The sequence below is a fragment of the Armatimonadota bacterium genome (assembly GCA_031432545.1).
Taxonomy (GTDB): domain Bacteria; phylum Sysuimicrobiota; class Sysuimicrobiia; order Sysuimicrobiales; family Sysuimicrobiaceae; genus Caldifonticola; species Caldifonticola tengchongensis.
Map to the genome: position 1 here is coordinate 155,326 of JAVKGX010000002.1, position 23,077 is coordinate 178,402.

At 68.5% G+C, this 23,077-nt stretch carries 14 protein-coding genes; 13 read left to right on the forward strand and 1 reads right to left on the reverse strand.

What is annotated here, in order from left to right; translation table 11 throughout:
- Positions 1-37: 37 nt before the first annotated feature.
- Genes QN163_04450 through malQ form a run of 5 tightly spaced genes read left to right on the forward strand, consistent with a single transcriptional unit; the run spans position 38 to position 10,812 of the window.
- On the forward strand, positions 38-1,315 hold the full coding sequence (locus tag QN163_04450; GenBank protein MDR5683259.1) for a glycosyltransferase: 1,278 nt from the start codon (positions 38-40) through the stop codon (positions 1,313-1,315).
- Positions 1,309-3,507 carry a bifunctional alpha,alpha-trehalose-phosphate synthase (UDP-forming)/trehalose-phosphatase gene (locus QN163_04455; protein ID MDR5683260.1) on the forward strand — a complete coding sequence of 733 codons (2,199 nt, stop codon included), beginning with the start codon at positions 1,309-1,311 and terminating at the stop codon, positions 3,505-3,507. Before QN163_04450 ends, QN163_04455 begins: the two co-directional genes overlap by 7 nt.
- Entirely contained in the window at positions 3,504-5,489 is a 1,986-nt protein-coding gene (locus tag QN163_04460) for an alpha-1,4-glucan--maltose-1-phosphate maltosyltransferase (GenBank protein ID MDR5683261.1), read from the forward strand. Before QN163_04455 ends, QN163_04460 begins: the two co-directional genes overlap by 4 nt.
- Before the next feature lie 44 nt (positions 5,490-5,533).
- The gene (treS, locus tag QN163_04465; protein ID MDR5683262.1) at positions 5,534-8,788 is read left to right on the forward strand and encodes a maltose alpha-D-glucosyltransferase; all 3,255 of its coding nucleotides are present in this window, start codon (positions 5,534-5,536) and stop codon (positions 8,786-8,788) included.
- Complete coding sequence (malQ, locus tag QN163_04470) at positions 8,785-10,812, forward strand: 4-alpha-glucanotransferase (protein ID MDR5683263.1); 2,028 nt, start codon at positions 8,785-8,787, stop codon at positions 10,810-10,812. Before treS ends, malQ begins: the two co-directional genes overlap by 4 nt.
- A 44-nt stretch (positions 10,813-10,856) precedes the next feature.
- Here the strand turns inward: malQ and QN163_04475 are convergent, their stop codons facing one another.
- A complete protein-coding gene (locus QN163_04475) occupies positions 10,857-11,477 on the reverse strand; it encodes a superoxide dismutase (protein MDR5683264.1) in 621 nt (206 codons plus the stop codon).
- A 197-nt stretch (positions 11,478-11,674) separates the two neighbouring features.
- Here QN163_04475 and glgB point away from each other — a divergent pair, with 197 nt between their 5' ends.
- From glgB to QN163_04515, 8 genes are all read left to right on the forward strand, one after another.
- Positions 11,675-13,552, forward strand: coding sequence for a 1,4-alpha-glucan branching protein GlgB (gene glgB / locus QN163_04480; GenBank protein ID MDR5683265.1), 1,878 nt, complete (start codon positions 11,675-11,677; stop codon positions 13,550-13,552).
- On the forward strand, positions 13,549-15,684 hold the full coding sequence (gene glgX, locus QN163_04485; GenBank protein MDR5683266.1) for a glycogen debranching protein GlgX: 2,136 nt from the start codon (positions 13,549-13,551) through the stop codon (positions 15,682-15,684). Before glgB ends, glgX begins: the two co-directional genes overlap by 4 nt.
- A gap of 61 nt (positions 15,685-15,745) precedes the next feature.
- Positions 15,746-17,353, forward strand: coding sequence for an alpha-amylase family glycosyl hydrolase (locus tag QN163_04490; GenBank protein ID MDR5683267.1), 1,608 nt, complete (start codon positions 15,746-15,748; stop codon positions 17,351-17,353).
- 50 nt (positions 17,354-17,403) lie between these two features.
- Positions 17,404-18,498, forward strand: a complete 1,095-nt coding sequence (locus QN163_04495) for an Mrp/NBP35 family ATP-binding protein (GenBank protein ID MDR5683268.1) — start codon at positions 17,404-17,406, stop codon at positions 18,496-18,498.
- A 139-nt stretch (positions 18,499-18,637) separates the two neighbouring features.
- Positions 18,638-20,131, forward strand: a complete 1,494-nt coding sequence (locus QN163_04500) for an aldehyde dehydrogenase family protein (protein ID MDR5683269.1) — start codon at positions 18,638-18,640, stop codon at positions 20,129-20,131.
- 46 nt (positions 20,132-20,177) lie between these two features.
- Positions 20,178-21,008, forward strand: coding sequence for an LptA/OstA family protein (locus QN163_04505; GenBank protein MDR5683270.1), 831 nt, complete (start codon positions 20,178-20,180; stop codon positions 21,006-21,008).
- A 35-nt stretch (positions 21,009-21,043) separates the two neighbouring features.
- The gene (locus tag QN163_04510; GenBank protein MDR5683271.1) at positions 21,044-21,976 is read left to right on the forward strand and encodes a DUF2090 domain-containing protein; all 933 of its coding nucleotides are present in this window, start codon (positions 21,044-21,046) and stop codon (positions 21,974-21,976) included.
- Positions 21,977-22,048: 72 nt separating this feature from the next.
- Positions 22,049-23,077, forward strand: a complete 1,029-nt coding sequence (locus QN163_04515) for a zinc-binding dehydrogenase (protein ID MDR5683272.1) — start codon at positions 22,049-22,051, stop codon at positions 23,075-23,077.

Below are 23,077 nucleotides of genomic sequence, written 5' to 3' on the forward strand. Positions count from 1 at the left end.
CCGGACGCACGGTCGCCGCCCGCGGAGGAGAGGAAGTATGCTCCAAAGGGTCGCCTGCAAGGTCAAGTCCCTCGCGGCCTACGCCGCGGTCGCCGGAGGGGAAGTGCTGGACGAGATCCGCGACTTGGGGCGCGCCCTGCGGGGGCTGCAGTTGGTGCAAGTGAACTCGGCGGCACACGGCGGAGGGGTCGCCGAACTGCTGACGTCGATGATCCCGCTGGAATGTGACGTCGGGTTGGATGCGCAGTGGTGGGTGATCGGCGGCGCGCAGGAGTTTTTCCGAGTCACCAAGGGCTTCCACAATGCGCTGCAGGGTGCCACGTTCGACCTGACCGACCAGGTGCAGGACGTCTACCTGCGCCACAACGAAACCTGCGCGGCGGAGCTGGCCGGCCCCTTCGACGTCGCCATCGTCCACGACCCCCAGCCCGCGGCGATGCGACGCTACTCGAACGTCGACGCGCGGTGGGTCTGGCGGTGCCACATCGACACCTCCTCGCCGAACGCAGCGGTCTGGGCATTTCTCAAACCCTACGTCGAGAGCTACGACGCTGCGGTGTTCACGCTGCCAAAGTTCGTGCCCGCCGACTGGGTCGGCCCCTCGACCGCCTTCGTCCCGCCCGCGATCGATCCGCTGAGCCCGAAGAATCGGGTGCTGCCGCGGCACCTGTGCCGCGAGGAGGTGGCGGAGTTCGGTGTGGACCTGACACGGCCGCTGGTGATCCAGGTGTCACGTTTCGACCCCTGGAAGGACCCCCAGGGCGTCATCGACGCCTACCGGATTGTCAAGGCACAGATGCCGGAAGTTCAGTTGGCGCTCATCGGCGCGATGGCGGACGACGACCCCGGGGGGTGGGAAATCTACGAACAGATCCGTACGGAGGGGGAGGGGGATCCCGACTTCTTTCTGTTTACGAACCTCACCGGTGTCGGTGCGCACGAGGTCAACGCGTTCCAGTCAGTCGCCGACGTCGCGGTCCAGAAGTCGATCCGCGAAGGCTTCGGCCTGGTTGTCTCCGAGGCGCTGTGGAAGCGCACTCCGGTGGTGGGCGGGAGGGCCGGGGGGATCCCTCTGCAGATTGAAGACGGCGTCGGCGGATTCCTGGTGGACTCGGTAGAGAGCTGTGCCGACCGCATCCTCTACCTCCTCACGCACCCCGACGAGGCCAGCCTGATCGCGCAACGGGGCTGGGAGCGCGTGCGGGACCGATTCCTGATCCCGCGACTGGTGCGTGACGAACTGCGGCTGGTCCGTTCTTTGGTCGACCGGGGAGGGTCGGCCGCGAACGAAGGCCCCAAGGGGGCCGCATGCTGATCGTCGCCAACCGGCTCCCGGTGACGGTGGTCAAGCGCAGGGACGGAGTACGGCTGGTCCCGAGTGTCGGAGGACTCGCGACCGGTCTGCGCGCGGTTCAGCAGTCGGAGGACCGATGGATCGGATGGCCGGGCATCGCGCGCGAACGGTTGTCCGCCGACGAGCGCACGGAAGTCGACGTGCGCCTGGGAGCCGTCCACTGCCAGCCGGTTCACCTCAGCCAGGCCGACGTCGAAGCCTACTACGCAGGGTTCTCCAACCGCACGTTGTGGCCTCTGGCGCACTCCTTTCCCGCCTACGCCGTCTACGAAAGGGGGTACTGGGAGGCCTACCGGCGCGTCAACGAGGCCTTCGCCGAGGCGACCGGTGAAGCCGCCACATCGGACGATACGGTGTGGGTGCACGACTACCAGCTCATGCTGGTGCCGCGCGAACTCCGCCTGCGCCGGGCCGACGCGACGATCGGCTTCTTCCTGCACATCCCGTTCCCCCCGTGGGAGGTGTTCCGTCTGCTGCCGTGGCGGCGCGAGATCGTCGAGGGGATTCTGGGAGCCGATCTCGTCGGCTTCCACACGCACGACTACGCGCTGCACTTCCTGGAAGCCGCTCAGCGTCTGCTTGGGGTGGAGCACCGGCTGGGACGACTGGTCGTCGGTGAACGCCTCGTGCAGGTGCACGCGTTTCCCATGGGCATCGACTACGAGAGGTTCGCGCGTGCCGACGAGGACCCGGGCGTGCGCCGCGAGCTCGAGCGGGTCCGCCAGGAGACGTCCGGGCAGCGGGTGGTGCTGTCCGTGGATCGACTCGACTACACGAAGGGGATCCCGCAGCGCCTGACGGCCTTCGATCGCTTCCTCGACTGTTACCCGGACTACCGCGGCCGCGTGACGCTGGTGATGGTGGCCGTGCCCTCACGTACGGAAGTCGACCGTTACCAGGCGCTGCGCCGGGACGTACAGGAGCGCATCGGTGGCATCGAAGGACGCCATGCCACGCTCGGGTGGACCCCCATCCGCTACCTGTATCGACCCGTCCCGTTTTCCACCCTGGCCGCGCTGTACCGGGTCGCGGACGTTGCCCTCGTCACCCCGCTGCGGGACGGCATGAACCTCGTGGCCAAGGAGTACGTGGCGTCGCGCTCGGACGGCCGCGGGGTGCTCATCCTTGGGGAGACTGCGGGGGCGGCGAGGGAACTCTCGGAGGCGCTGATCGTCAACCCCAACGACACCGAAGCGGTGGCCGAGGCGCTGCACGCGGCGCTGACGATGCCTGTTCTCGAGCAGGTGGAGCGGAACCGCAAGATGCAGGAGCGACTGCGTGCCCACGACGTGCGCGCGTGGGCGCGGCAGTTCATCGACGACCTGCGCGGTGTGCGCGGTGTGCAGCGCCGTCTGGCGGGCCGCACGCTGCGGGGCGAATCGCGGGCTGCGCTGGTGTCCGCCTACCGGGGCGCCCGGTGGCGGCTGCTGCTGGTCGACTACGACGGGACGCTTGTGGGATTTGCGGGTCGACCCGCCGACGCCGTTCCGGACGTCTCTCTCGTCGAACTGATGAAGGCCCTGGCCGCCGATCCGCGCAACCGACTCGTCCTGGTGAGCGGCCGAGACCGTCGGACGCTGGAGACCTGGTGGGGCGCCTTGCCCGCGGACATGGCCGCCGAGCACGGTGCCTGGGTCAGGGAAGGCGGTGCATGGTGCTTGGTGACGGACGACGCTCCGGCGTGGAAGGTCGAGGTAAGGCGGATCCTAGATGCATACACCGTCCGCACGCCGGGCACGTTCGTCGAGGAAAAGACGCTTTCGTTGGCGTGGCACTACCGGCTGGCGGATCCGGTGCTGGGCAGCTTGAGGGCGGACGAACTGATCGCCACCCTGAGCCAGCTGGCCGGCCTGTGGCAGCTGGGGATCGTCGCGGGCAACCGGGTCGTCGAGATCAAGGACGGTCGCGTCGGCAAGGGGCGTGTGGCCGCCCGATGGCTGCAGAGCAGAGAGTGGGACTTCGTGCTGGCGGCCGGCGACGACGCCACCGACGAGGAGATGTTCGCGGCCATGCCGGAAGACGCCCATACGATCAAGGTAGGGTTCGGCCCCACGCGCGCTCGCCATTGGGTCGCCGACCCGACCGAGATTCGGGAGGTGCTCGGCGAGCTCGCCCGCGCCGGGGCGCCGCGCGGGGATGCCACCGAGGGGTGAGCGGTCTGGAGAACCGACGGCGCGTGGTGATCGAAGCGGTGCAGCCGCAGGTCGACGGGGGGCGGTTCGCCGTCAAGCGCACGGTCGGAGATCGCCTCGTGGTCACCGCCGACGTGTTCGCCGACGGGCACGACTCAGTTGCCTGTGCGTTGCTGTGGCGCCGCGAAGACGAGGAAGACTGGAACGAAGTGCCGATGGAACCGGTTGGCGACGATCGTTGGCGGGCCGCCTTCGTCGTCGACGGCGTGGGGCGCTATCGGTATACGGTGGAGGGATGGATCGACCGGTTCGGGTCGTGGGTGCGCGACCTGGAAAAGCGGATGCGCGCGGGACAGCAGACGAACGTCGATCTGCAGATCGGAGCGTCGTTGGTGGAAGACGCAGCAGGACGCGCCGCCGGACCCGATCGGGCAGACTTAATGAAGGCGGCGCGGGTGCTGCGGGAAGGGACGGTGGAGGCGACGCGAACCGCCTTCTCCCGGGAACTGGCGGCGCTGATGGCACGCCATGACCCCAGGCGGATTGTCACCCGATACGAACGGGAACTGCAGGTGGTCGTCGACCGCCAGCGGGCGGGCTTTTCGGCCTGGTACGAGCTGTTCCCCCGTTCGTGCGCGACCGAACCCGGCCGCCACGGGACGTTTCGCGACGTCGAGCGCCTCTTGCCGTACGTCGCGGGCATGGGGTTCGACGTGCTCTACCTGCCACCGATCCACCCGATCGGGCGGACACACCGCAAGGGCAAGAACAACAGTCCGGTTGCCGGACCGGACGACCCCGGCAGCCCGTGGGCGATCGGTGGTCCCGAGGGCGGACACAAGGCGGTGCACCCTCAACTGGGCACCCTGGACGACTTTCGACGTCTGGTGCGCGCCGCGCGCGAGTACGGCCTGGAGATCGCACTCGACCTGGCTTTTCAGTGCTCGCCGGATCACCCCTACGTGCGCGAACACCCGGAGTGGTTTCGGCTTCGCCCCGACGGGACGATCCAGTACGCGGAGAACCCGCCGAAGAAGTACCAGGACATCTACCCGTTCGACTTCGAGTGCGAAGCGTGGGAGTCACTGTGGGCCGAGCTGCGCGATGTCGTCCGCTTCTGGATTGCTCAGGGCGTGGAGATCTTCCGGGTCGACAACCCGCACACCAAGCCGTTCGCGTTCTGGGAGTGGCTGATCGAGGATATCCGACGCGACCATCCGAACGTCATCTTCCTGTCGGAGGCATTCACCCGCCCCAAGGTGATGTACCGCCTGGCCAAAGTGGGGTTCACCCAGTCGTACACGTACTTCGCGTGGCGAAACACCCGCTGGGAGCTGGAACAGTACTTCACGGAACTCACTCAGACGCCTGTCCGGGACTTCTTCCGGGCGAACCTGTGGCCCAACACGCCGGACATCCTCCCAGAGTACCTGCAGCTGGGTGGGCGGCCGGCATTCGCGGCGCGCCTGGTCCTGGCTGCCACCCTGGGGGCAAACTACGGCATCTACGGACCTGCGTTCGAGCTGTGCGAAGCCACCCCGCGCGAGCCGGGCAGCGAGGAGTACCATAACTCCGAGAAGTACGAGATCCGCTGTTGGGACCGAGACCGACCGGGCAGCCTCCGGGAGCTGGTGGCGCAGGTGAACCGCATCCGTAGGGAAAACCCCGCCCTGCAGCGGGACGACACGCTCCGCTTCCACGCGACCAACAACGACCGGCTGATCGTCTATTCCAAGGTGACCGACGACCGGGAGAACGCGATCCTGGTCGTCGTCAACCTGGACCCGCACCACACGCAGTCCGGGTGGACGGACCTCGCGCTCGAGGCGCTGGGGCTGGAGGATGGGCAGCCCTACCAGGTCCACGACCTGCTCGGCGGCGGACGCTACCTCTGGGAGGGCCCGCGCAACTACGTGGAGCTCGACCCCCGGGTCCTGCCGGCGCACGTCTTCCGTGTCCGGCGTCGCATCCGACGCGAGCAGGACTTCGAGTACTTCATGTGACCGGAGCTTGGGTGAAACCCCTGCCCACTGGCGCGGAGTGACCCGTGTCCGCACGCAGAACCACTTATCCGCTGGATGACGACCCGCTGTGGTACAAGGACGCGGTGATCTACGAGCTGCACGTGCGTGCGTTTGCCGACAGCGACGACGACGGGATCGGTGACTTTCGTGGGCTGGTGACCAAGCTCGACTACCTGCAAGAGCTCGGCGTCACGGCCGTGTGGCTGCTGCCCTTCTACCCATCGCCGTTGCGCGACGACGGTTACGACATCGCCGACTACATCGACATCCACCCGCACTACGGTACGCTGCGCGACGTCCAGGTCTTCTTTCACGAGGCGCACCGGCGGGGGCTTCGGGTGATCACGGAGCTGGTCCTCAATCATACCTCCGACCAGCATCCCTGGTTCCAGCGGGCCCGCCGCGCCCCGCGCGGCAGCCGCGCGCGGGAGATGTACGTGTGGAGCGACACCCCTGACCGCTACCGCCAGGCGCGGGTCGTCTTCAAAGACTTCGAGACCTCCAACTGGACTTGGGATCCGGTGGCGGGCGCGTACTACTGGCACCGCTTCTACGCGCACCAGCCGGACCTGAACTACGACAACCCGCGCGTGCACCGTGCGATGTTGCGGGTCGTGGACTTCTGGTTGCAGATGGGCGTGGACGGGCTGCGTCTGGATGCCGTGCCTTACCTGTACGAGCGGGAGGGCACGAACTGCGAGAACCTGCCCGAGACGATCGCGTTTCTGCGTGCGCTGCGCCGCCACGTAGATGCCCACTTCCGCAATCGAATGCTCCTCGCGGAGGCCAACCAGTGGCCCGAGGACGTCGTCCCCTACCTGGGGGACGCCTGCCACATGGCGTTCCACTTTCCGCTGATGCCCAGGATGTTCATGGCGATCCACATGGAGGACCGCTTTCCGATCACCGACATCCTCGACCAGACGCCGCCCATCCCCCCGACGTCTCAGTGGGCACTGTTCTTGCGCAACCACGACGAGCTCACCCTGGAGATGGTGACCGACGAGGAGCGGGACTACATGTACCGGGTGTACGCGCACGACCCGCAGGCGCGGATCAACCTGGGCATCCGCCGCCGGCTCGCCCCGTTGCTCGGCAACCACCGGCGGCGCATCGAGCTGATGAACGGCCTGCTGTTCTCGCTTCCGGGTTCGCCCGTCATCTACTACGGGGATGAGATCGGGATGGGCGACAATATCTACCTAGGAGACCGCAACGGCGTGCGCACGCCCATGCAGTGGAGCCCGGATCGCAACGCCGGCTTCTCGCGCGCCAACCCGCAGAAGCTGTACCTGCCGGTAATCATCGATCCCGAGTACCACTACGAGTCGGTCAACGTCGAGGCGCAGCTGCACAACCCGCACTCGCTGCTCTGGTGGATGCGACGCCTGATCGCCCTGCGCAGACGGTACCAGGCTTTCGGGCGCGGCTCCCTGGAGTTGTTGGCGCCCGAGAACCGCAAGGTGCTGGCGTTCGTGCGGCGGTGGGAGGCGGAGACGATCCTCGTGGTCTGCAACCTGTCGCGGTTTGCGCAGTTTGCCGAGCTGGACCTCTCGGAGTTCGCCGGCCGCGTCCCGGTGGAGCTGTTCGGGCGTGTGGCGTTTCCCCGGATCGGCGCGCTCCCATACTTGCTGACGCTGGGGCCGCACGCGTTCTACTGGTTCTCGCTGGAACCGGCACGCGAGCGGGTGCGGCTGCCGTCGGCGCCGGTACGCACGGTGGCGGGGGCGTGGCCCGAAGTCGTGCGCTCGCAGGCATTCGCCGATGCCCTGGCGACTTGGCTGCCAGGGCGCCGCTGGTTCGGGGCGAAGGCGCGAACCATCAAGTCGGTGTCGGTCGAAGACGCCGTCGAGCTGGACGGCCCGCGCGTGCTGCTCGCACTGGTGCGCGTCGACTACGCGGAAGGGACACCCGACCTCTACGCAGTGCCCCTGACGTCGGTGCCCCAGAACCGGCTGTCGTCGCAGGACGGGCCCGGCGCAGCCGTCGTCCGCTTGGCGAGCGGGGACGCCGTCTGCGACGCCTTGTCCGATGCCGATGCTTGCCGGACGCTGCTGCGGGCGATCGGCGCGCGTCGGCCCTTCCGTGGGAAGCGAGGCGAGCTCGTGGCCCGGCGCGTGGCCGGGTTCCGCCTACCGTCAGACCTCCCCGAGCCGCAGCCGCTGCGGGCCGAGCAGAGCAACACGTCCCTCGTTTACGGCGACCGATTGATCCTCAAGCTCTTCCGACGGGTGGAACCCGGACCCAATCCTGAACTGGAGATCGGGCGCTTGCTCACCGAGCGGCGTTTCGCACATGCCGCACCGCTGGTCGCCGCACTTGAGTACCGCGCCGGCCGCGGCGAGCCGGCGACGATCGCGGTGCTGCAGGGTCTGGTGCCCAACCAGGGGGACGCCTGGCAGTACACGCTGGACGCGCTGCGATTTTTTTTCGAGAGCGTGATGGCCTCCCGTGCGCCGGTGGATGCGTCCGCGCCGGCCCCGCTCGAGGTGGGCAACCCACCGCCCGCGATCGCGGAGGCGATCGGCGGTTACTGGGAGGTGGCGCGGCTGCTGGGACGACGGACCGGCGAACTGCACCGGTTGCTGGCGTCTTCTTCGGACCCGGCCTTCGCCCCCGAGCCGTTCACGCCCTTCTATCAGCAGGCAATTTACCAGTCGATGCGGACGGGGGCCGTGCGGGTCTTACGGAAGCTGCGGTCGCGCCTGCCGACGCTGCCGGCGCAGGTGCGCGAAGAGGCGAACCGGGTCGCCGACATGGAACGGTCGATCCTGTCGCGGTTTCGAGCGGTGCGCGACCGGCGCCTGGAGGGGATGCGCATCCGCATCCACGGCGACTACCACCTGGGCCAGGTCCTCCACACCGGCAGGGATTTCGCGATCATCGATTTCGAGGGCGAGCCCGCGCGTCCGCTGAGCGAACGCCGCATCAAACGATCCCCGCTGAGGGACGTCGCCGGGATGCTGCGGTCATTCCATTATGCCGCTTTCGCCGCACTGAACGTGGTGGAGTCGGCCGGGCTCGTTGGCGAGCGGACGACGATGGAGGGGTGGGCGCAGACCTGGTACCGGTGGGTGTCTGCGGCCTTCGTGCAGGCGTATCTCGAGACCGTCGCCGGATCTGGGCTGCTGCCGGGCGACCCGGAAGACCTCGCGCTCTTGCTCGAGGTCCTGCTGCTGGAGAAGGCGGTGTACGAGGTGGGCTACGAACTCAACAACCGGCCGGGGTGGGTGCGCATACCCCTTCGGGGCATCTTGGAGCTCATGGGATCCGGGTGAGCCGTCCGCACGCGGCACGAGCACGCCAAAGGCGCACGCTGCGCGCGCTCGCCGGACGCTACGGCGTGCAGGTCGCCTACCGCGACCTGACCGGCCGGGTCCGTGCCGCCTCCGAGGAGTCGCTGATGGCGGTGCTGCGCGCGCTGGGAGCGCCGTTGGACTCCGCATCCGACGCGCCCGAAGCCCTGCAGGAGCATCGAGACGTGCAACCCACGTTCGGGCCGGTGGCCGTCGCCTGGGAAGGCAAGCTCGTGCTCGTGGCTCCGGCGGGTGTCCGGTGCGAGCGACTGGACTGCGTCGTGCACCACGAGGGCGGTGAGACGCGGTCCTACCGGCTGTCCGGGGTCGGCTCGGTGGGTGGGCGGCGCTTCGTCGTGCCGGATCGCCTGCCGCCCGGATACCATCGCGTCGACATCGAAGCCGATTCGGGGCGCGCAACCTCGCTCGTGATCTCCGCGCCGTCCCGGGTCCCCGATCCGGGCGGTCGCGTCTGGGGACTGTTCGCGCCGCTGTACGCGCTTCGTTCGGTGGAGGACTGGGGGATCGGCGGCTACACCGAGCTGTCTCGTCTGGGAAGGCAAGTGACCGGTCGGGGTGGCGCAGCCGTGGGCACGCTGCCGCTGCTGCCGTGCTTCCTCGACGACCCCTTCGAGCCGAGTCCCTACATGCCGGTCAGCCGGCTGTGCTGGAACGAAGCGTACGTCGATCCGGTCCGGGCAGCCGCGATGGTTGGGATCGACGTGCCGTCGTCGCCCGACCTGCGCGCGCAGCAGGAGTCTGTGCGCGCCGCGGCGTTGGTCGACTACCGCCGCGTCGGTGCGCTGAAGCGGCGCGTGCTCGGTGAGATCGCCGCGCACATCTGCGATCGGCCTCGACAGCGAGCGGTGCTGGAGCGGTTTCTGGCCAGCCACCCGCACGTTGCGGACTACGCGCGGTTCCGGACGGCCTGCGAGCGCTGGAGACGGCCGTGGCGTGCGTGGTCCGGTGCCGCGCGGGCCGACGCAGACGTCTCGGACGGAACGTTCCGCTACTACGCCTGCGCGCAGTGGATGGCCGACGCGCAGTTGCGCGAAGCCGCAGGCACCGGTGTGCGGCTGTACATGGACCTCCCGCTGGGCGTCCATCCCGACGGGTACGACGCATGGCGGTACCGTCGGGCGTTCGCCGAGGGCGTTTCGGTGGGTGCGCCTCCCGATCCTCTGGCGCCGCAGGGTCAGGACTGGGGGTTTGCGCCGCCGCATCCTTTTGCCGTGCGCGAGGACGGATACGCATACCTCCGCGCCTGTCTTCGGCACCACTTCCAGGTCGCCCGGATGCTGCGGGTCGACCACGTCATGGGGCTGCATCGGCTGTTTTGGATCCCTCGGGGAATGCCGCCCTCGGAGGGTGTCTACGTCCGGTACCCCGCCGAGGAACTGTATGCGGTCCTCGCGCTGGAGGCGCACCGCAGCGGAGCGGTGCTGGTCGGTGAAGATCTGGGTACGCTGTTGTCGTCGGTGCGAAGCGCGATGCGGCGGCGCGGGTTGTGGCGCATGTACGTCCTGCCCTTCGAGATCGATGCACAGCGTGGCGTCCGCCCACCGCCGCAGATGTGCGTGGCTTCCCTCGATACCCACGACACACCCACCTTCGCAGCCTTCTGGGCCGGCGCGGACATCGTGGAGCGTCGACGGCTGGGACTGATCGACGAGGCGCAGGCCGAGCGCGCGCGGTCGGAACGATCGGCGGTGCGCCGTGCGCTGCAGCGCACGCTGCGCGAGGAGGGCTACCTGCGCGGTGGAGATGCGCGTGCCGTCCTGGCGGCCTGCCTGAGCTACCTGGCCGCGAGCGCGGCGCGCTGCGTGCTCGTCAGCCTTGAGGACCTGTGGCTGGAGACCGAACCGCAGAACGTGCCGGGAACGCGCGACGAATATCCCAACTGGCGCCGGCGCCTGCGCTGCGATCTCGACGAGGCGATGGGCATGGCGCAGGTACACGAAGCGCTCGAGCTGCTGGCCCGGGCCCGGTCACACACGGAGGGCTGAGCGCCGGGCAGACCCCAAGCCCGTGCGACGGCGACTTCCGGGACCTACTTCCTGGCCGCCTGGTACGTCTCCTCGACGACGTCCCAGTTCACCACGTTCCACCAGGCGCTCACATAGTCGGCGCGCCGGTTCTGGTACTTGAGGTAGTAGGCGTGCTCCCAGACGTCGATGCCCAAGACCGGCTTGAGGCCCTCCATCACCGGGCTGTCTTGGTTCGGTGTCGAGATGACCTTCAGCGCACCACGCGCGTCGACGACGAGCCAGGCCCATCCCGAGCCGAACCGCCCCAGGGCCGCCTTCGTGAGCTGCTCTTTGAACCCGTCCAGCGACGCGAACGTCGCCTTCAGGTCTTCCAACAGTCTGCCCCCGGGTTCCTTGCTGCCGCCCGGTTTCATCCACCGCCAGAACAAGGTGTGGTTGTGGTGACCGCCGCCGTTGTTGCGCACCGCGGTCTGGATCTCTTCCGGGAGTTCCGACAGACGGGCCAGCAGCTCCTCGACGTCCATCTTGTGGTACGCCTCGTGCTTCTCCAGAGCCTGGTTGAGGTTGTTCACGTAGGTCTGGTGGTGCTTGGTGTGGTGGATCTCCATCGTCCGGGCATCGATGTGCGGCTCCAGGGCGTCGTACGGATACCCGAGTTCGGGCAACTGGAAGGGGTAGGGCATCGGTCGTTTCCTCCTTTCGTCGTGGGCTACAACACCGCTATCAGAATATCCTACGGGAGCGAGTTTGGGTGACCCTGCCCGGCATCGGCCGATCCCGATACACTGGGAAAGGGTCGCCCAGCGGGAGGACGCGGCCCACAGGAGGGAATACGTTGGCCGATCCCCGATACGGTCGGACCGGGTCGGCGCACCAGCCGATGCCACCCGGTTGGCTCAGCGACTACGATCTGCACCTGTTCAACGAGGGCAGCCACTTCCGCCTCTACGAACGTCTGGGCGCCCATCCCGTCGCCGGGGGCGTCGTCTTCGCGGTCTGGGCGCCCAACGCCGAGCGTGTGGCGGTGATCGGCGACTTCAACGGCTGGAACGCCGAGCGGCACCTGCTGCGACCGCGGGGCAGCTCCGGCGTGTGGGAGGGGTTCGTGCCGGACGTCGGTCCCGGTGCCCTGTACAAGTATCGCATCGTCTCCCGGTATGGACACACTCTCGACAAAGCGGACCCGTTCGCCTTCCGGTCGGAGACTCCGCCACGGACGGCTTCCGTCGTGTGGACCCTCGACTACCCGTGGGGCGACGATGCGTGGATGGCGTCCCGCCGCCGCAGGAACGCGTTGGATTCCGCGGTGTCGATCTACGAGGTGCACCTGGGCTCGTGGATGCGCGATCCTTCGGGCCGGTTTCTGACCTGCCGGGAGCTGGCGCCGCGTCTGGCCGAGTACGTGCGCGAACGGGGCTTCACCCATGTCGAATTCCTGCCGGTGATGGAGCATCCCTTTTACGGTTCGTGGGGCTACCAGGTCACCGGTTACTTCGCCCCCACCAGCCGTTACGGCACACCCCAGGACTTCATGTTCCTCATCGACCACCTGCACCGCAACGGCATCGGCGTGATCTTGGACTGGGTGCCCTCGCACTTTCCGAACGATCCGCACGGGCTGGCCTTCTTCGACGGCACGCACCTGTACGAGCATGCCGACCCGAGGCGGGGCTTCCACCCCGACTGGCACAGCGCGATCTTCAACTACGGCCGCAACGAGGTCCGCAGCTTCCTGATCAGCAACGCGATGTTCTGGCTTGACCGCTACCACGCCGACGGGCTGCGGGTCGACGCCGTCGCGTCGATGCTCTACCTGGACTATTCGCGCCCCGAAGGGCAGTGGGTCCCCAACGAGTACGGCGGGCGGGAGAACCTGGAGGCGATCGCGTTCCTGCGCCGCTTGAACGAAGAGGTGTACCGCGCGTACCCGGATGTGCAGACGATCGCGGAGGAGTCGACGGCCTGGCCGATGGTGTCGCGGCCCACGTACGTCGGCGGGCTGGGGTTCGGCCTGAAGTGGGACATGGGCTGGATGCACGACACGCTCAACTACATGTCGCACGACCCCATCCACCGCAGCTACCACCACGACCGGGTCACCTTCCGCATGCTGTACGCGTTCGGCGAGAACTACATACTTCCCCTCTCGCACGACGAGGTGGTCCACGGCAAGGGATCCCTATGGGCCAGGATGCCGGGCGACGACTGGCAGCGCTTCGCCAACCTCCGGCTGCTGTTCGGATATATGTATGCGCAGCCGGGCAAGAAGTTGCTCTTCATGGGCGACGAGATCGCCCAGAAGAGGGAGTGGGACCACGACGCGGCGGTGGACTGGCACCTTCTGGCCGACGACCGGCACCGCGGTGTGCAGCGCTGGATCGACGACCTGAATCGCGCGTACTGCACCCACGCGGCACTGCACGAGCTGGACTGCGAGCCAGGCGGGTTCGAGTGGATCGACGCCAACGACAGCGCACACAGCGTGCTCAGCTTCCTGCGCAAGGGACGGAGCGGCCCGCCGGTGATCGTCGTCTGCAACTTCACGCCCGTCCCGCGGACGAACTACCGGGTGGGAGCGCCCACCAGCGGGTTCTGGCGCGAGATCCTCAACAGCGACGCGTCAGTCTACGGCGGCAGCGGCTGGGGCAACATGGGAGGTGCGGACGCGGTACCGGTGCCGTTCCACGGTCGGCCGTACTCGTTGAATCTCACCCTGCCGCCGCTCGGGGCGGTCTTTTTGCGCTGGGAGGGATTGTGAGCGGGGCTCGGGTGTGGCGGGGGCGCCCCCACCCGCTCGGCGCAACCTGGGACGGCCTGGGCGTCAACTTCGCGTTGTACTCCGAGCACGCCGAGGCGGTCGAACTGGTCCTCTTCGACGGCCCCGACGCCCCCGAACCCACCCACACACTGCCCCTGCCCGAGCGGACGGGACCGGTCTGGCACGGCTACGTCCCCGGACTGCGCCCCGGCCAGCTGTACGGTTACCGCGTCAGGGGCCTGTACGAGCCGTGTGCCGGCCACCGCTTCAACCACCACAAGGTGCTCATCGATCCGTACGCGAAGGCGGTTGGCCGGCCGCTGCGCTGGCACGACAGTCTGTTCGGCTACCGGGTGGGCGACCCGAACGGCGACCTATCGTTCGACACCTCCGACAGCGCGCCGTACGCGCCGCTGGGCGCGGTCGTCGAGGACGCGTTCGAGTGGGCCGACGACCGCCCTCCCCAGATCCCCTGGGAAGACACCATCATCTACGAGACCCACGTAAAGGGGATCAGCCGTCTGCACCCGGAGGTGGCGGAGTCGATCCGCGGCACGTATCTGGGGCTGGCTTCGGAGCCGATCGTCGATCACCTGACCCGGTTGGGCGTGACGGCGGTCCAGCTGCTGCCGGTGCACGCCCATGTCGACGACAGGCGGCTGGTGGAGGCTGGGCTCACCAACTACTGGGGCTACAACCCCCTCGCCTACTTCGCGCCGGAGCCCGCCTACGCGTCGGCCGGCGCCGGGCCGGTGGAGGCGGTGCGGGAGTTCAAGATGATGGTGCGGTCCCTTCACGCGGCCGGGCTCGAAGTGATCGTGGACGTCGTGTACAATCACACTGGCGAGGGCAACCACCTCGGGCCGACGCTGTGCTTTCGCGGGGTGGACAACCGCAGCTACTACAAGCTGAGTCCGGACGAACCCCGCTACTACATCGACTACACCGGCACCGGCAACACGCTGGATCCCGGCAATCCCTACGTCCTCCAGCTCATCACCGACAGCCTGCGGTACTGGGTCACCGAGATGCACGTCGACGGGTTCCGGTTCGATCTGGCCGCCGCACTCGCGCGCGAGCTGTACGACGTCAACATGCTGTCAGCCTTCTTCAAGGTCATCCAGCAGGACCCCGTGCTCTCGCGCGTCAAGCTGATCGCCGAGCCCTGGGACGTGGGCCCCGGAGGCTATCAGATCGGCAATTTCCCTTGGTACTGGGCGGAGTGGAACGGCCGCTACCGGGACGCGGTTCGGAGGTTCTGGCGGGGGGACGCCGGCACGCTCGGAGAACTGGCCACCCGGGTGGCGGGCAGTGCCGACCTCTACGAGCGGTCGGGCCGCCGTCCGTTCGCTTCGATCAACTTCGTGACCGCCCACGACGGGTTCACCCTGCAGGATTTGGTCAGCTACGAACGCAAGCACAACGAGGCGAACCTGGAGGACAACCGGGATGGGGCCGAAGACAACCACAGCACCAACTGCGGCGTCGAGGGGCCGAGCGAAGACACACCCGTGGTGCTGTGCCGGGAGACGCTCAAGCGCAGCCTGATCGCCACGCTGTTCTGCTCGCAGGGCGTGCCGATGCTGCTCGGCGGGGACGAGCTCTCGCGCACGCAGCGCGGCAACAACAACGCCTATTGCCAGGACAACGAGCTGTCGTGGTATGACTGGAACCTGGACGAGCGGCGCCGCGCGTTCCTGGAATCCGTGCGCCAGGCCATCGCGCTGCGCAGGCGCCACCCGACCTTCCGTCGCCGCAGTTTCCTGCGCGGCGCGGGGAACGGACCTTGCAAGGACGTGGCGTGGTTCCACCCCGCCGGGCGGGAGATGACGCCCGAGGACTGGAACGATCCGGATCTGCGGGCGGTGGGCATGATGCTGTGCGGCCAGGCACTCAACGAGTTCGACCCGCGCGGTGCGCCCCTGACCGATCGCACGTTCCTCGTCCTCTTCAACGGCGGTCGGGCGAGTCGGTTCGTGCTGCCCGAACCGCCAGGGGAGTGGGGGTGGGAGCGCGTGTGGTCCACGGATGCCCAGCGCCCGCGCCGTCGCCCTCAGCCGCTGCCTGCCGGAACCGCCCTGATCGTGCGCCCGAGGACGCTGCGGGTGTTGCGGGCCGTCCGGGCGCGCTAGTCTCGGAGAGGAGGGAGCCTCCTGCAGCGTGCGCCGCACCCGTGAGCCTGACCGACGAGAGATGTCGACGGCGCGAACGAACCTCAGGTGGTGGCAGACCGCGGCGATCTACCAGGTCTACCCTCGGTCCTTCCAGGATACGGACGGGGACGGCGTCGGGGACCTGCCGGGCGTGATCCGGCGCCTGGACCATCTGTGCGACCTCGGGGTCGATGCGGTCTGGATCAATCCGTTCTTCCGGTCGCCGATGAAGGACTTCGGATACGACGTCAGCGACTACTGCGATGTGGACCCGACCTTCGGAACGCTCGCCGACTTCGATCGGCTCCTTGCGGAGGCCCACCGCCGCGGGCTGCGCGTTCTGCTGGACCTCGTGCCGAACCACACCTCCGACCGGCACCCGTGGTTTGTGGAGTCGCACGCCGACCGAGGCAGTCCCAAGCGCGACTGGTACGTGTGGCGGGATCCGGCGCCGGGGGGCGGCCCGCCGAACAACTGGATCAGCTTCTTCGGAGGTCCGGCTTGGACGCTCGACCGGCGCACGGGGCAGTACTATTTGCACCACTTCCTGCCCGAGCAGCCCGACCTCAACTACCGGAACCCCGAAGTCGTCGAGGCGATGCTGGACGTCATGCGGTTCTGGCTGGACCGCGGCGCAGACGGCTTCCGCGTCGACGTGCTGTGGATGCTCGTGGAGGATCCCCACTTCCGGGACGAACCGGACAACCCTGCGTGGCGGCCCGGGATGCGCCCGCGCGACCGGTTGATCCACTGCTACACCGACGACCAGCTGGAGACCCACGAGATTGTCCGCCGCATGCGCGCGCTGCTCGATGCGTACGGCGAGCCGGAGCGGATCATGGTCGGCGAGATTTACCTGCCGTATCCGAAGCTCGTGCGCTACTACGGGACGCCGCAGACGCCCGAGTGCCACCTGCCGTACAACTTCGGATTGGTCGAACGCGCCCTGGGGGATTGGCGCCCGGAGGTCGTACGCGCGGTCGTGGAGGACTACGAGGCCCACCTGCCGCCGTGGGCGTGGCCGAACTGGGTGTTGGGGAACCACGACCGCCCGCGCGTGGCCGCACGGATCGGCTCGGAGCAGGCGCGGGTAGCCACGATGCTGCTGTGCACGCTGCGTGGCACGCCCACGATCTACTACGGGGACGAGATCGCCATGACCGGCACCGAGGTGCCGCCAGACCGGGTACGCGATCTGCCGGGGCTGCGCGACCCGTTGGCCCACCCACCGCGGGATCCGGCGCGCACGCCGATGCAGTGGGACGACTCACCGTACGCCGGCTTCAGCGTGGTTGAGCCGTGGCTGCCGGTCCATCCCGACTACCGCACGCGCAACGTCGCGGCCCAGCGGGACGACCCCCGGTCGATGCTGAACCTGACGCGCCGGCTTCTGCGCCTGCGGAGGGAATCCGTCGCCTTCCTGGAGGGGACGTACCGGAGCGTGACGGCGCCGCAGGGTGTGTTTGCGTTCGTGCGGGCTGCGGATCGACAACGTTGGCTGGTGGCGCTGAACTTGACCGGCGCCGGGCGCCGGCTGGAGGGTGAAGGCGGCGAGGTGGTGCTGTCGACCCACATGGACCGCGAGGGGCGCGAGCGAAACGCACTGGAACTGAGGCCCCACGAGGGAGTCGTGGTGCGCATCGCGTAGCGTCCATGGGTGCTACGATGGAAGAGAGTCAGCGGCCCCGAGGAGGCGACATGTTCGGTCACAGACCAGGTCCGTCGCGCGAGCAGGTGCTGGAGGCGCTGCGCGACGTGCAGGATCCGGAGTTGCACCGGTCGATCGTGGAGCTCGACATGGTGCGCGACGTCACGATCCGGGATGGACAGGTCCGGGTCGACGCGCTGTTGACGATCAGCGGGTGTCCGTTGCGCGAGACCATCGTGGAGTCGATCCGTCAACGCGTCGCGCAGCTGCCGGGCGTGCGCGCGGTGGACGTCAACCTGGGCGTGATGTCGGCGGAGCAGCGGCAGGCGCTGATCACCAAGCTGCGCGGGCCGCAGCCCACGGACCGCCCCCCGGCGTTTCTGGGGCCCGACAGCCCGGTGCGCGTACTGGCCGTGGCGAGCGGAAAGGGCGGGGTGGGCAAGTCCACTGTCACCGCGAACCTGGCCGTCGCACTGGCGCAGCGCGGGGCGCGCGTCGGCCTGATCGACGCGGACGTGTACGGCTTTTCGATTCCCCGGATGCTGGGGCTGGAGGGGCGGCCGACGGTGATCGACCAGATGATCATCCCGATGGAGCGCTGGGGCGTGCGCGCGATCTCGATGGGGATGCTCGTGGACCGGGAAGATGCGGTCGTCTGGCGCGGCCCGATGCTGCACAAGGCGCTCGTGACCTTCATCGGCGAGGTCCACTGGGGCGACGTCGAAACTTTGCTGATCGACCTGCCGCCGGGCACCGGAGACGTCTCGATCACGATCGCCCAGCAGCTGCCGCGCGCCGAGATGCTGGTCGTGACGACACCGCAGCCGGCGGCAGTGGAGGTGGCCGCCCGGGCGGCACGGATGGCTCAAAAGGTCAACATGCGCGTCGTCGGCGTGATCGAGAACATGTCGTACTACGACCCGCCGGGTGCTGGGCGCGTCTACCCGTTCGGCACGGGCGGTGGGCGTGCTCTCGCCCAGCGCCTGGGCGTTCCGCTGCTGGCGGAGGTGCCACTGGATCCGCGGGTGCGCGAGTGCGCCGACCGGGGAGAACCGGTCGTGTTGGCGGAACCCGACAGCCCGGCGGTGGCGGCGTTCTTGCGAGCGGCCGAGGCGCTGCGGGCAGCAGCGGTCGCGGCGCCGTAGCCGTGCGGGCCGTCTGTCAGGGGAGAGCGGGCCGCAGCGACGGTGAGCACCTGCTACGCGCCGCTTCCAGGAGAAGCGGGTCGGAGCCCTGAGCAGAAAGTGAACTCCGGCGTCCGTCTGGGACGAGGGGGGTGATCGCGTGGCCGATCTGTACCACAACTACATCGGGGGAAAATGGGTTCCGTCGCGGTCGGGCGCGACCTTCGAGTCGCTGGACCCGGCCACCGGGGAAGTCTTGGGGGCGTGCGCGCGTTCCGGCCCCGAAGACGTCTCGGACGCGGTGGCGGCCGCACGCGAGGCCTACCCGAAGTGGCGGAAGGTGCCGGCGCCGCGTCGGGCGGAGATCCTGTACCGCGCGGCCGAGATGCTCGTCCGGCGCAAAGAGGAGTACGCGCGCCTGATGACCAGGGAGATGGGCAAGATCCTCACGGAGACGCGCGGCGACGTGCAGGAAGCGATCGACATGACCTACTTCATCGCCGGGGAGGGCCGCCGTCTGCACGGCTACACCACCCCCAGCGAGATGCCGAGCAAGGCCGCGTACTGTGTGCGCCAACCCATGGGCGTGGTGGGCGTCATCACGCCGTGGAATTTCCCGATGGCGATCCCCTCCTGGAAGATCGTCCCGGCGCTGGTGTGCGGCAACACGGTGGTCTTCAAGCCCGCTCCGGAGACCCCCATCATGGGTGCGGCGTTCGTGCAGCTCCTCGAAGAGGCCGGGCTGCCGCCGGGTGTGCTGAACCTCACGCTCGGGGGCGACGAGGTCGGCGCGGCGCTCGTCGACCATCCCGACGTCGCGCTGATCTCATTCACCGGGTCCACGGAGGTCGGACTCAAGGTCGCCGCTCGGTGCGCGGAGCAGGGCAAGCGCGTGTCCTTGGAGATGGGTGGCAAGAACGCGGCGATCGTGATGGACGACGCCGACCTGGAGCTAGCCGCCGACGCGCTCGTGTGGAGCGCGTTCGGCACCACCGGACAGCGCTGCACGGCCTGCAGCCGGATCGTTGTCCATCCGCGGGTCCACACCGACGTCGCCGACCTGCTGAGCGAGCGGGCCGGGCGGCTGCGTCTGGGCAGCGGACTCGAACCGACCACCGACGTGGGCCCGCTGGTCAGCGCCGCCCAGCTGGAGCGGGTCGAGCGTTACGTCGGCATCGGGAAGAGCGAGGGGGCACGGGTGCTGGTCGGCGGGGAGCGTGCCACGGGCGACGGGCTGGAGCGCGGTTACTTCTTCCGGCCGACGGTCTTCGACGGGGTGCACCCGCAGATGCGGATCGCCCAGGAGGAGATCTTTGGCCCGGTCACCGATCTGATCCGCGCCGACTCCCTCGACGAGGCGATCGCGGTGGTCAACGGCGTGCGCTACGGTCTGTCGGCGTCGATCTTCACGCGCGACGTCAACAAAGCGATGCGCGCCATCGAGGAGATCCACACGGGGATCGTATATGTGAACCACGGAACGATCGGCGCCGAGGTGCACCTGCCGTTCGGCGGGACCCGCGCGACCGGCAACGGGCATCGCGAGGGCGGGCTGCAGGTGCTGGACGTCTTCAGCGAGTGGAAGTCGGTGTACATTGACTACAGCGGGCGTCTGCAGCGGGCACAGATCGATATCGAACCGGTCGTCGGCTGACGGGGTGATCGCCAACGGGTCACGGCTGCGGGCCGACTGCGGTTCCGTGAGGCGCCGACAGAAACCGAACCTCCGCAACCCCGGAACAGTCTTCGCCCTCGTCGTCGCCGCGATGGCGCTGGTCGGCGGCGCTCCTGCACCCTCACGTTCGCTCACCGTCTTCGCCGAACAGGTGGACGTCGAGGCCGCCACCGACGTGCTCACGGCCGTGAACGTGCGCCTGACCGACGGCCGATACACGCTGACGGCGCCGCGCATGGTGTTGCGGCGGCGCGCAGGAGAGGCCCGGCTCGAAGGCGGCGTCCGGGGTCAGGGGCCGGAAGGAAATCTCCAAAGCCGCGAGCTGGTGATCCGCTTCACGGCGCGCCTGGAACTGACGCGCATCGAAGCGCTCGCCGCGCAGTTGAGTTCGGACGGCCGCCGCATCACGGCCGATCGCCTTACTCTGGATCCGCGTACGGGCGTGGCCGAGACCGGTCTGAACCCCGTGCTGTTCCTGCCGCCCGACGTCCGCGGTACGGGGATGCGGATGGTGTACCGGTCGCGCCAGGGCACCGCCGACGTCGCCGCCCCCTCCGAGATCCGCACCGACCAGGGGTCCCTGCGTGGCCGCGACGTCTCGATCGACTTCAACGCGCAGAGCGCCGTGATGCGCGGTCCCGTGCAGGCGACGTTCGAGGTGGCGGAGGGCACGGCGAACCGCGCGCAGGCGTTCTTCCGAGAGGGGCGCGCCGTGCTGGAGGGCAACGTCCGCATCCGCCGTGGCAACAGCCGGCTGGCGGCCGATCGCGTGATAATCTGGTATCGCGAGAACCGGATCCGGGTCGAGGGCGCGGTCCGTATGGATCTGGAGGAAGAGCCCCCGAACCGACCCTAGACATTCCGGATCACTTCCCCTCGAGGAGGTGCGTCGTGGCGTTGGGATACACCGAGTCGCTGTACATCCTCGCGTTCGACCACCGCGGGTCGTTCCTCAAGATGGCCGGCATCAAAGGCGAGCCGACGCCCGAAGACGCCCGGCGGATCTCCGACGCCAAGAGCGTGATCTTCGAAGGGTTCCGGCGGGCGATCGCCCTGGGTGCGCCTCGCGACGCCGCAGGCGTGCTCGTGGACGAGCAGTTCGGAGCCGATATCGCGCGGGCCGCTCGCGCGGCCGGTCACATCTTTGCGATGCCGGTCGAAAAGAGCGGACAGGACGAGTTCGATTTCGAGTACGGAGAGGCGTTCGGTGAGCACATCGAAGCCTTCGATCCGACGTTCGCCAAGGTGCTGGTCCGCTACAACCCGGGAGGCGACGGCGCGTTGAATGAGCGCCAGGCGTCCCGCCTCCGCCGGCTGTCAGACTGGCTGCACGAGCGCGGCCGCAAGTTCCTGTTCGAGCTGCTCGTGCCCCCCGAGGAACATCAGCTCGCGCAGGTGGGCGGCGACCGCGCACGCTACGACAGGGAACTGCGGCCCGATCTGATGGTGACCGCGATCGCGGAATTGCAGGCCGCCGGCGTGGAGCCCGACGTCTGGAAGATCGAGGGGATCGATCGCAGGGACGACTGCGAGCGCATCGCGGCCCAGGTGACCTCCGGCAGGCGCGACGACGTCGCCTGCGTCGTGCTGGGACGAGGTGCCGACGAGAACGCGGTCGTCCACTGGCTGCAGCAGGGCGCCGGCGTGCGCGGCTACGTCGGATTCGCCATCGGCCGAACGATCTGGTCGGACGCGGTGAAAGGGTATCTCGAGGGATCCGTGGATCGGGAGGGTGCGGCCGACCGGATCGCCAACAACTACCTGCGCATGATCGAAGTGTACCGGAACGCCGCCAGGGAGCGGTCGGCGGTGGGCGGCGGGTAAGTCGTCCCGAACACCGTGGACAATGTGCCGTAGGGAGCGCCCGCCGGCCAGGTCCGAGCGATCCTGCCATCGATGAGAGCCGTTCGCATTCACGAGCACGGGGGCCCGGAGGTCCTGCGCATCGAAGAAGTTCCGGAGCCGGCCGTTGGACCGTACGATGTGCGGATCCGGGTCCGCGCAGCGTCGATGAACCATCTCGATCTATGGGTGCGGCGGGGCCTGCCTGGTGTGCGGTTTCCGCTCCCGCTCATCCTCGGGTGCGACGCCGCGGGCGTCGTGGACAGCGTCGGCGACCGGGTGAGCTCGGTCGGACCGGGCGACGAGGTCGTGGTCAACCCCGGCGTATCCTGCGGTCACTGCCGGATGTGCCTGTCGGGGCGTGATAACCTCTGCCGCGCGTATGCGATCGTCGGCGAGCACCGCGACGGGGCCGACGCGGAATGGCTTGTCGTGCCCGAGGCCAACGTCGTGCCCAAGCCCGCCGGGCTCACCTTCGAGCAGGCCGCCGCGTTCCCGCTCGTCTTTCTGACCGCCTGGAACATGCTCGTCACGCACGCACGGGTGCGGCCGGGCGAGGACGTGCTGGTCTGGGGTGCGGGCTCCGGCGTGGGCAGCGCCGCAATCCAGATCGCAAAGACGCACCACGCCCGGGTGATCGCCGTTGCTGGGGAAGACTGGAAGCTCGAACGAGCCCGCGAGCTGGGCGCCGACGACGTCGTCAATCACCGGACCCAGGACGTGCTTGAGGAGGTGCGCCGCCTGACCGGTAGGCGCGGGGCCGATGTGGTGTTCGAGCACGTGGGGCAGGCCAGCTGGGAGACCAGCATAAAGGCGCTGGCGCGGGGAGGGCGGCTGGTGACCTGCGGAGCCACGACCGGACCGGTTGGCCAGACCGATCTGCGCTACGTCTTCGGCCGTGCGCTGGCGATCCACGGCACCTGGATGGGTGGCAAGGCGGAGCTGTACGAACTGCTGCCGCTCGTCGAGCAGGGCGTACTGCGACCGGTCGTCGATCGCGTCTTCACGCTGTCCCAGATTCGCGAGGCGCACACCCACCTGGAGTCCGGCCGGCACTTCGGAAAGGTGATCGTCGTTCCCTAA

Excerpts from the sequence above, each read along its gene's own strand:
- QN163_04450 (MDR5683259.1), top strand. The coding sequence starts at position 38 with ATGCTCCAAAGGGTCGCCTGCAAGGTCAAGTCCCTCGCGGCCTACGCC.
- QN163_04455 (MDR5683260.1), top strand. The coding sequence starts at position 1,309 with ATGCTGATCGTCGCCAACCGGCTCCCGGTGACGGTGGTCAAGCGCAGG.
- QN163_04475 (MDR5683264.1), bottom strand. The coding sequence starts at position 11,477 with ATGCCCTACCCCTTCCAGTTGCCCGAACTCGGGTATCCGTACGACGCC.
- glgB (MDR5683265.1), top strand. The coding sequence starts at position 11,675 with ATGCCACCCGGTTGGCTCAGCGACTACGATCTGCACCTGTTCAACGAG.
- QN163_04490 (MDR5683267.1), top strand. The coding sequence starts at position 15,746 with ATGTCGACGGCGCGAACGAACCTCAGGTGGTGGCAGACCGCGGCGATC.
- QN163_04495 (MDR5683268.1), top strand. The coding sequence starts at position 17,404 with ATGTTCGGTCACAGACCAGGTCCGTCGCGCGAGCAGGTGCTGGAGGCG.
- QN163_04515 (MDR5683272.1), top strand. The coding sequence starts at position 22,049 with ATGAGAGCCGTTCGCATTCACGAGCACGGGGGCCCGGAGGTCCTGCGC.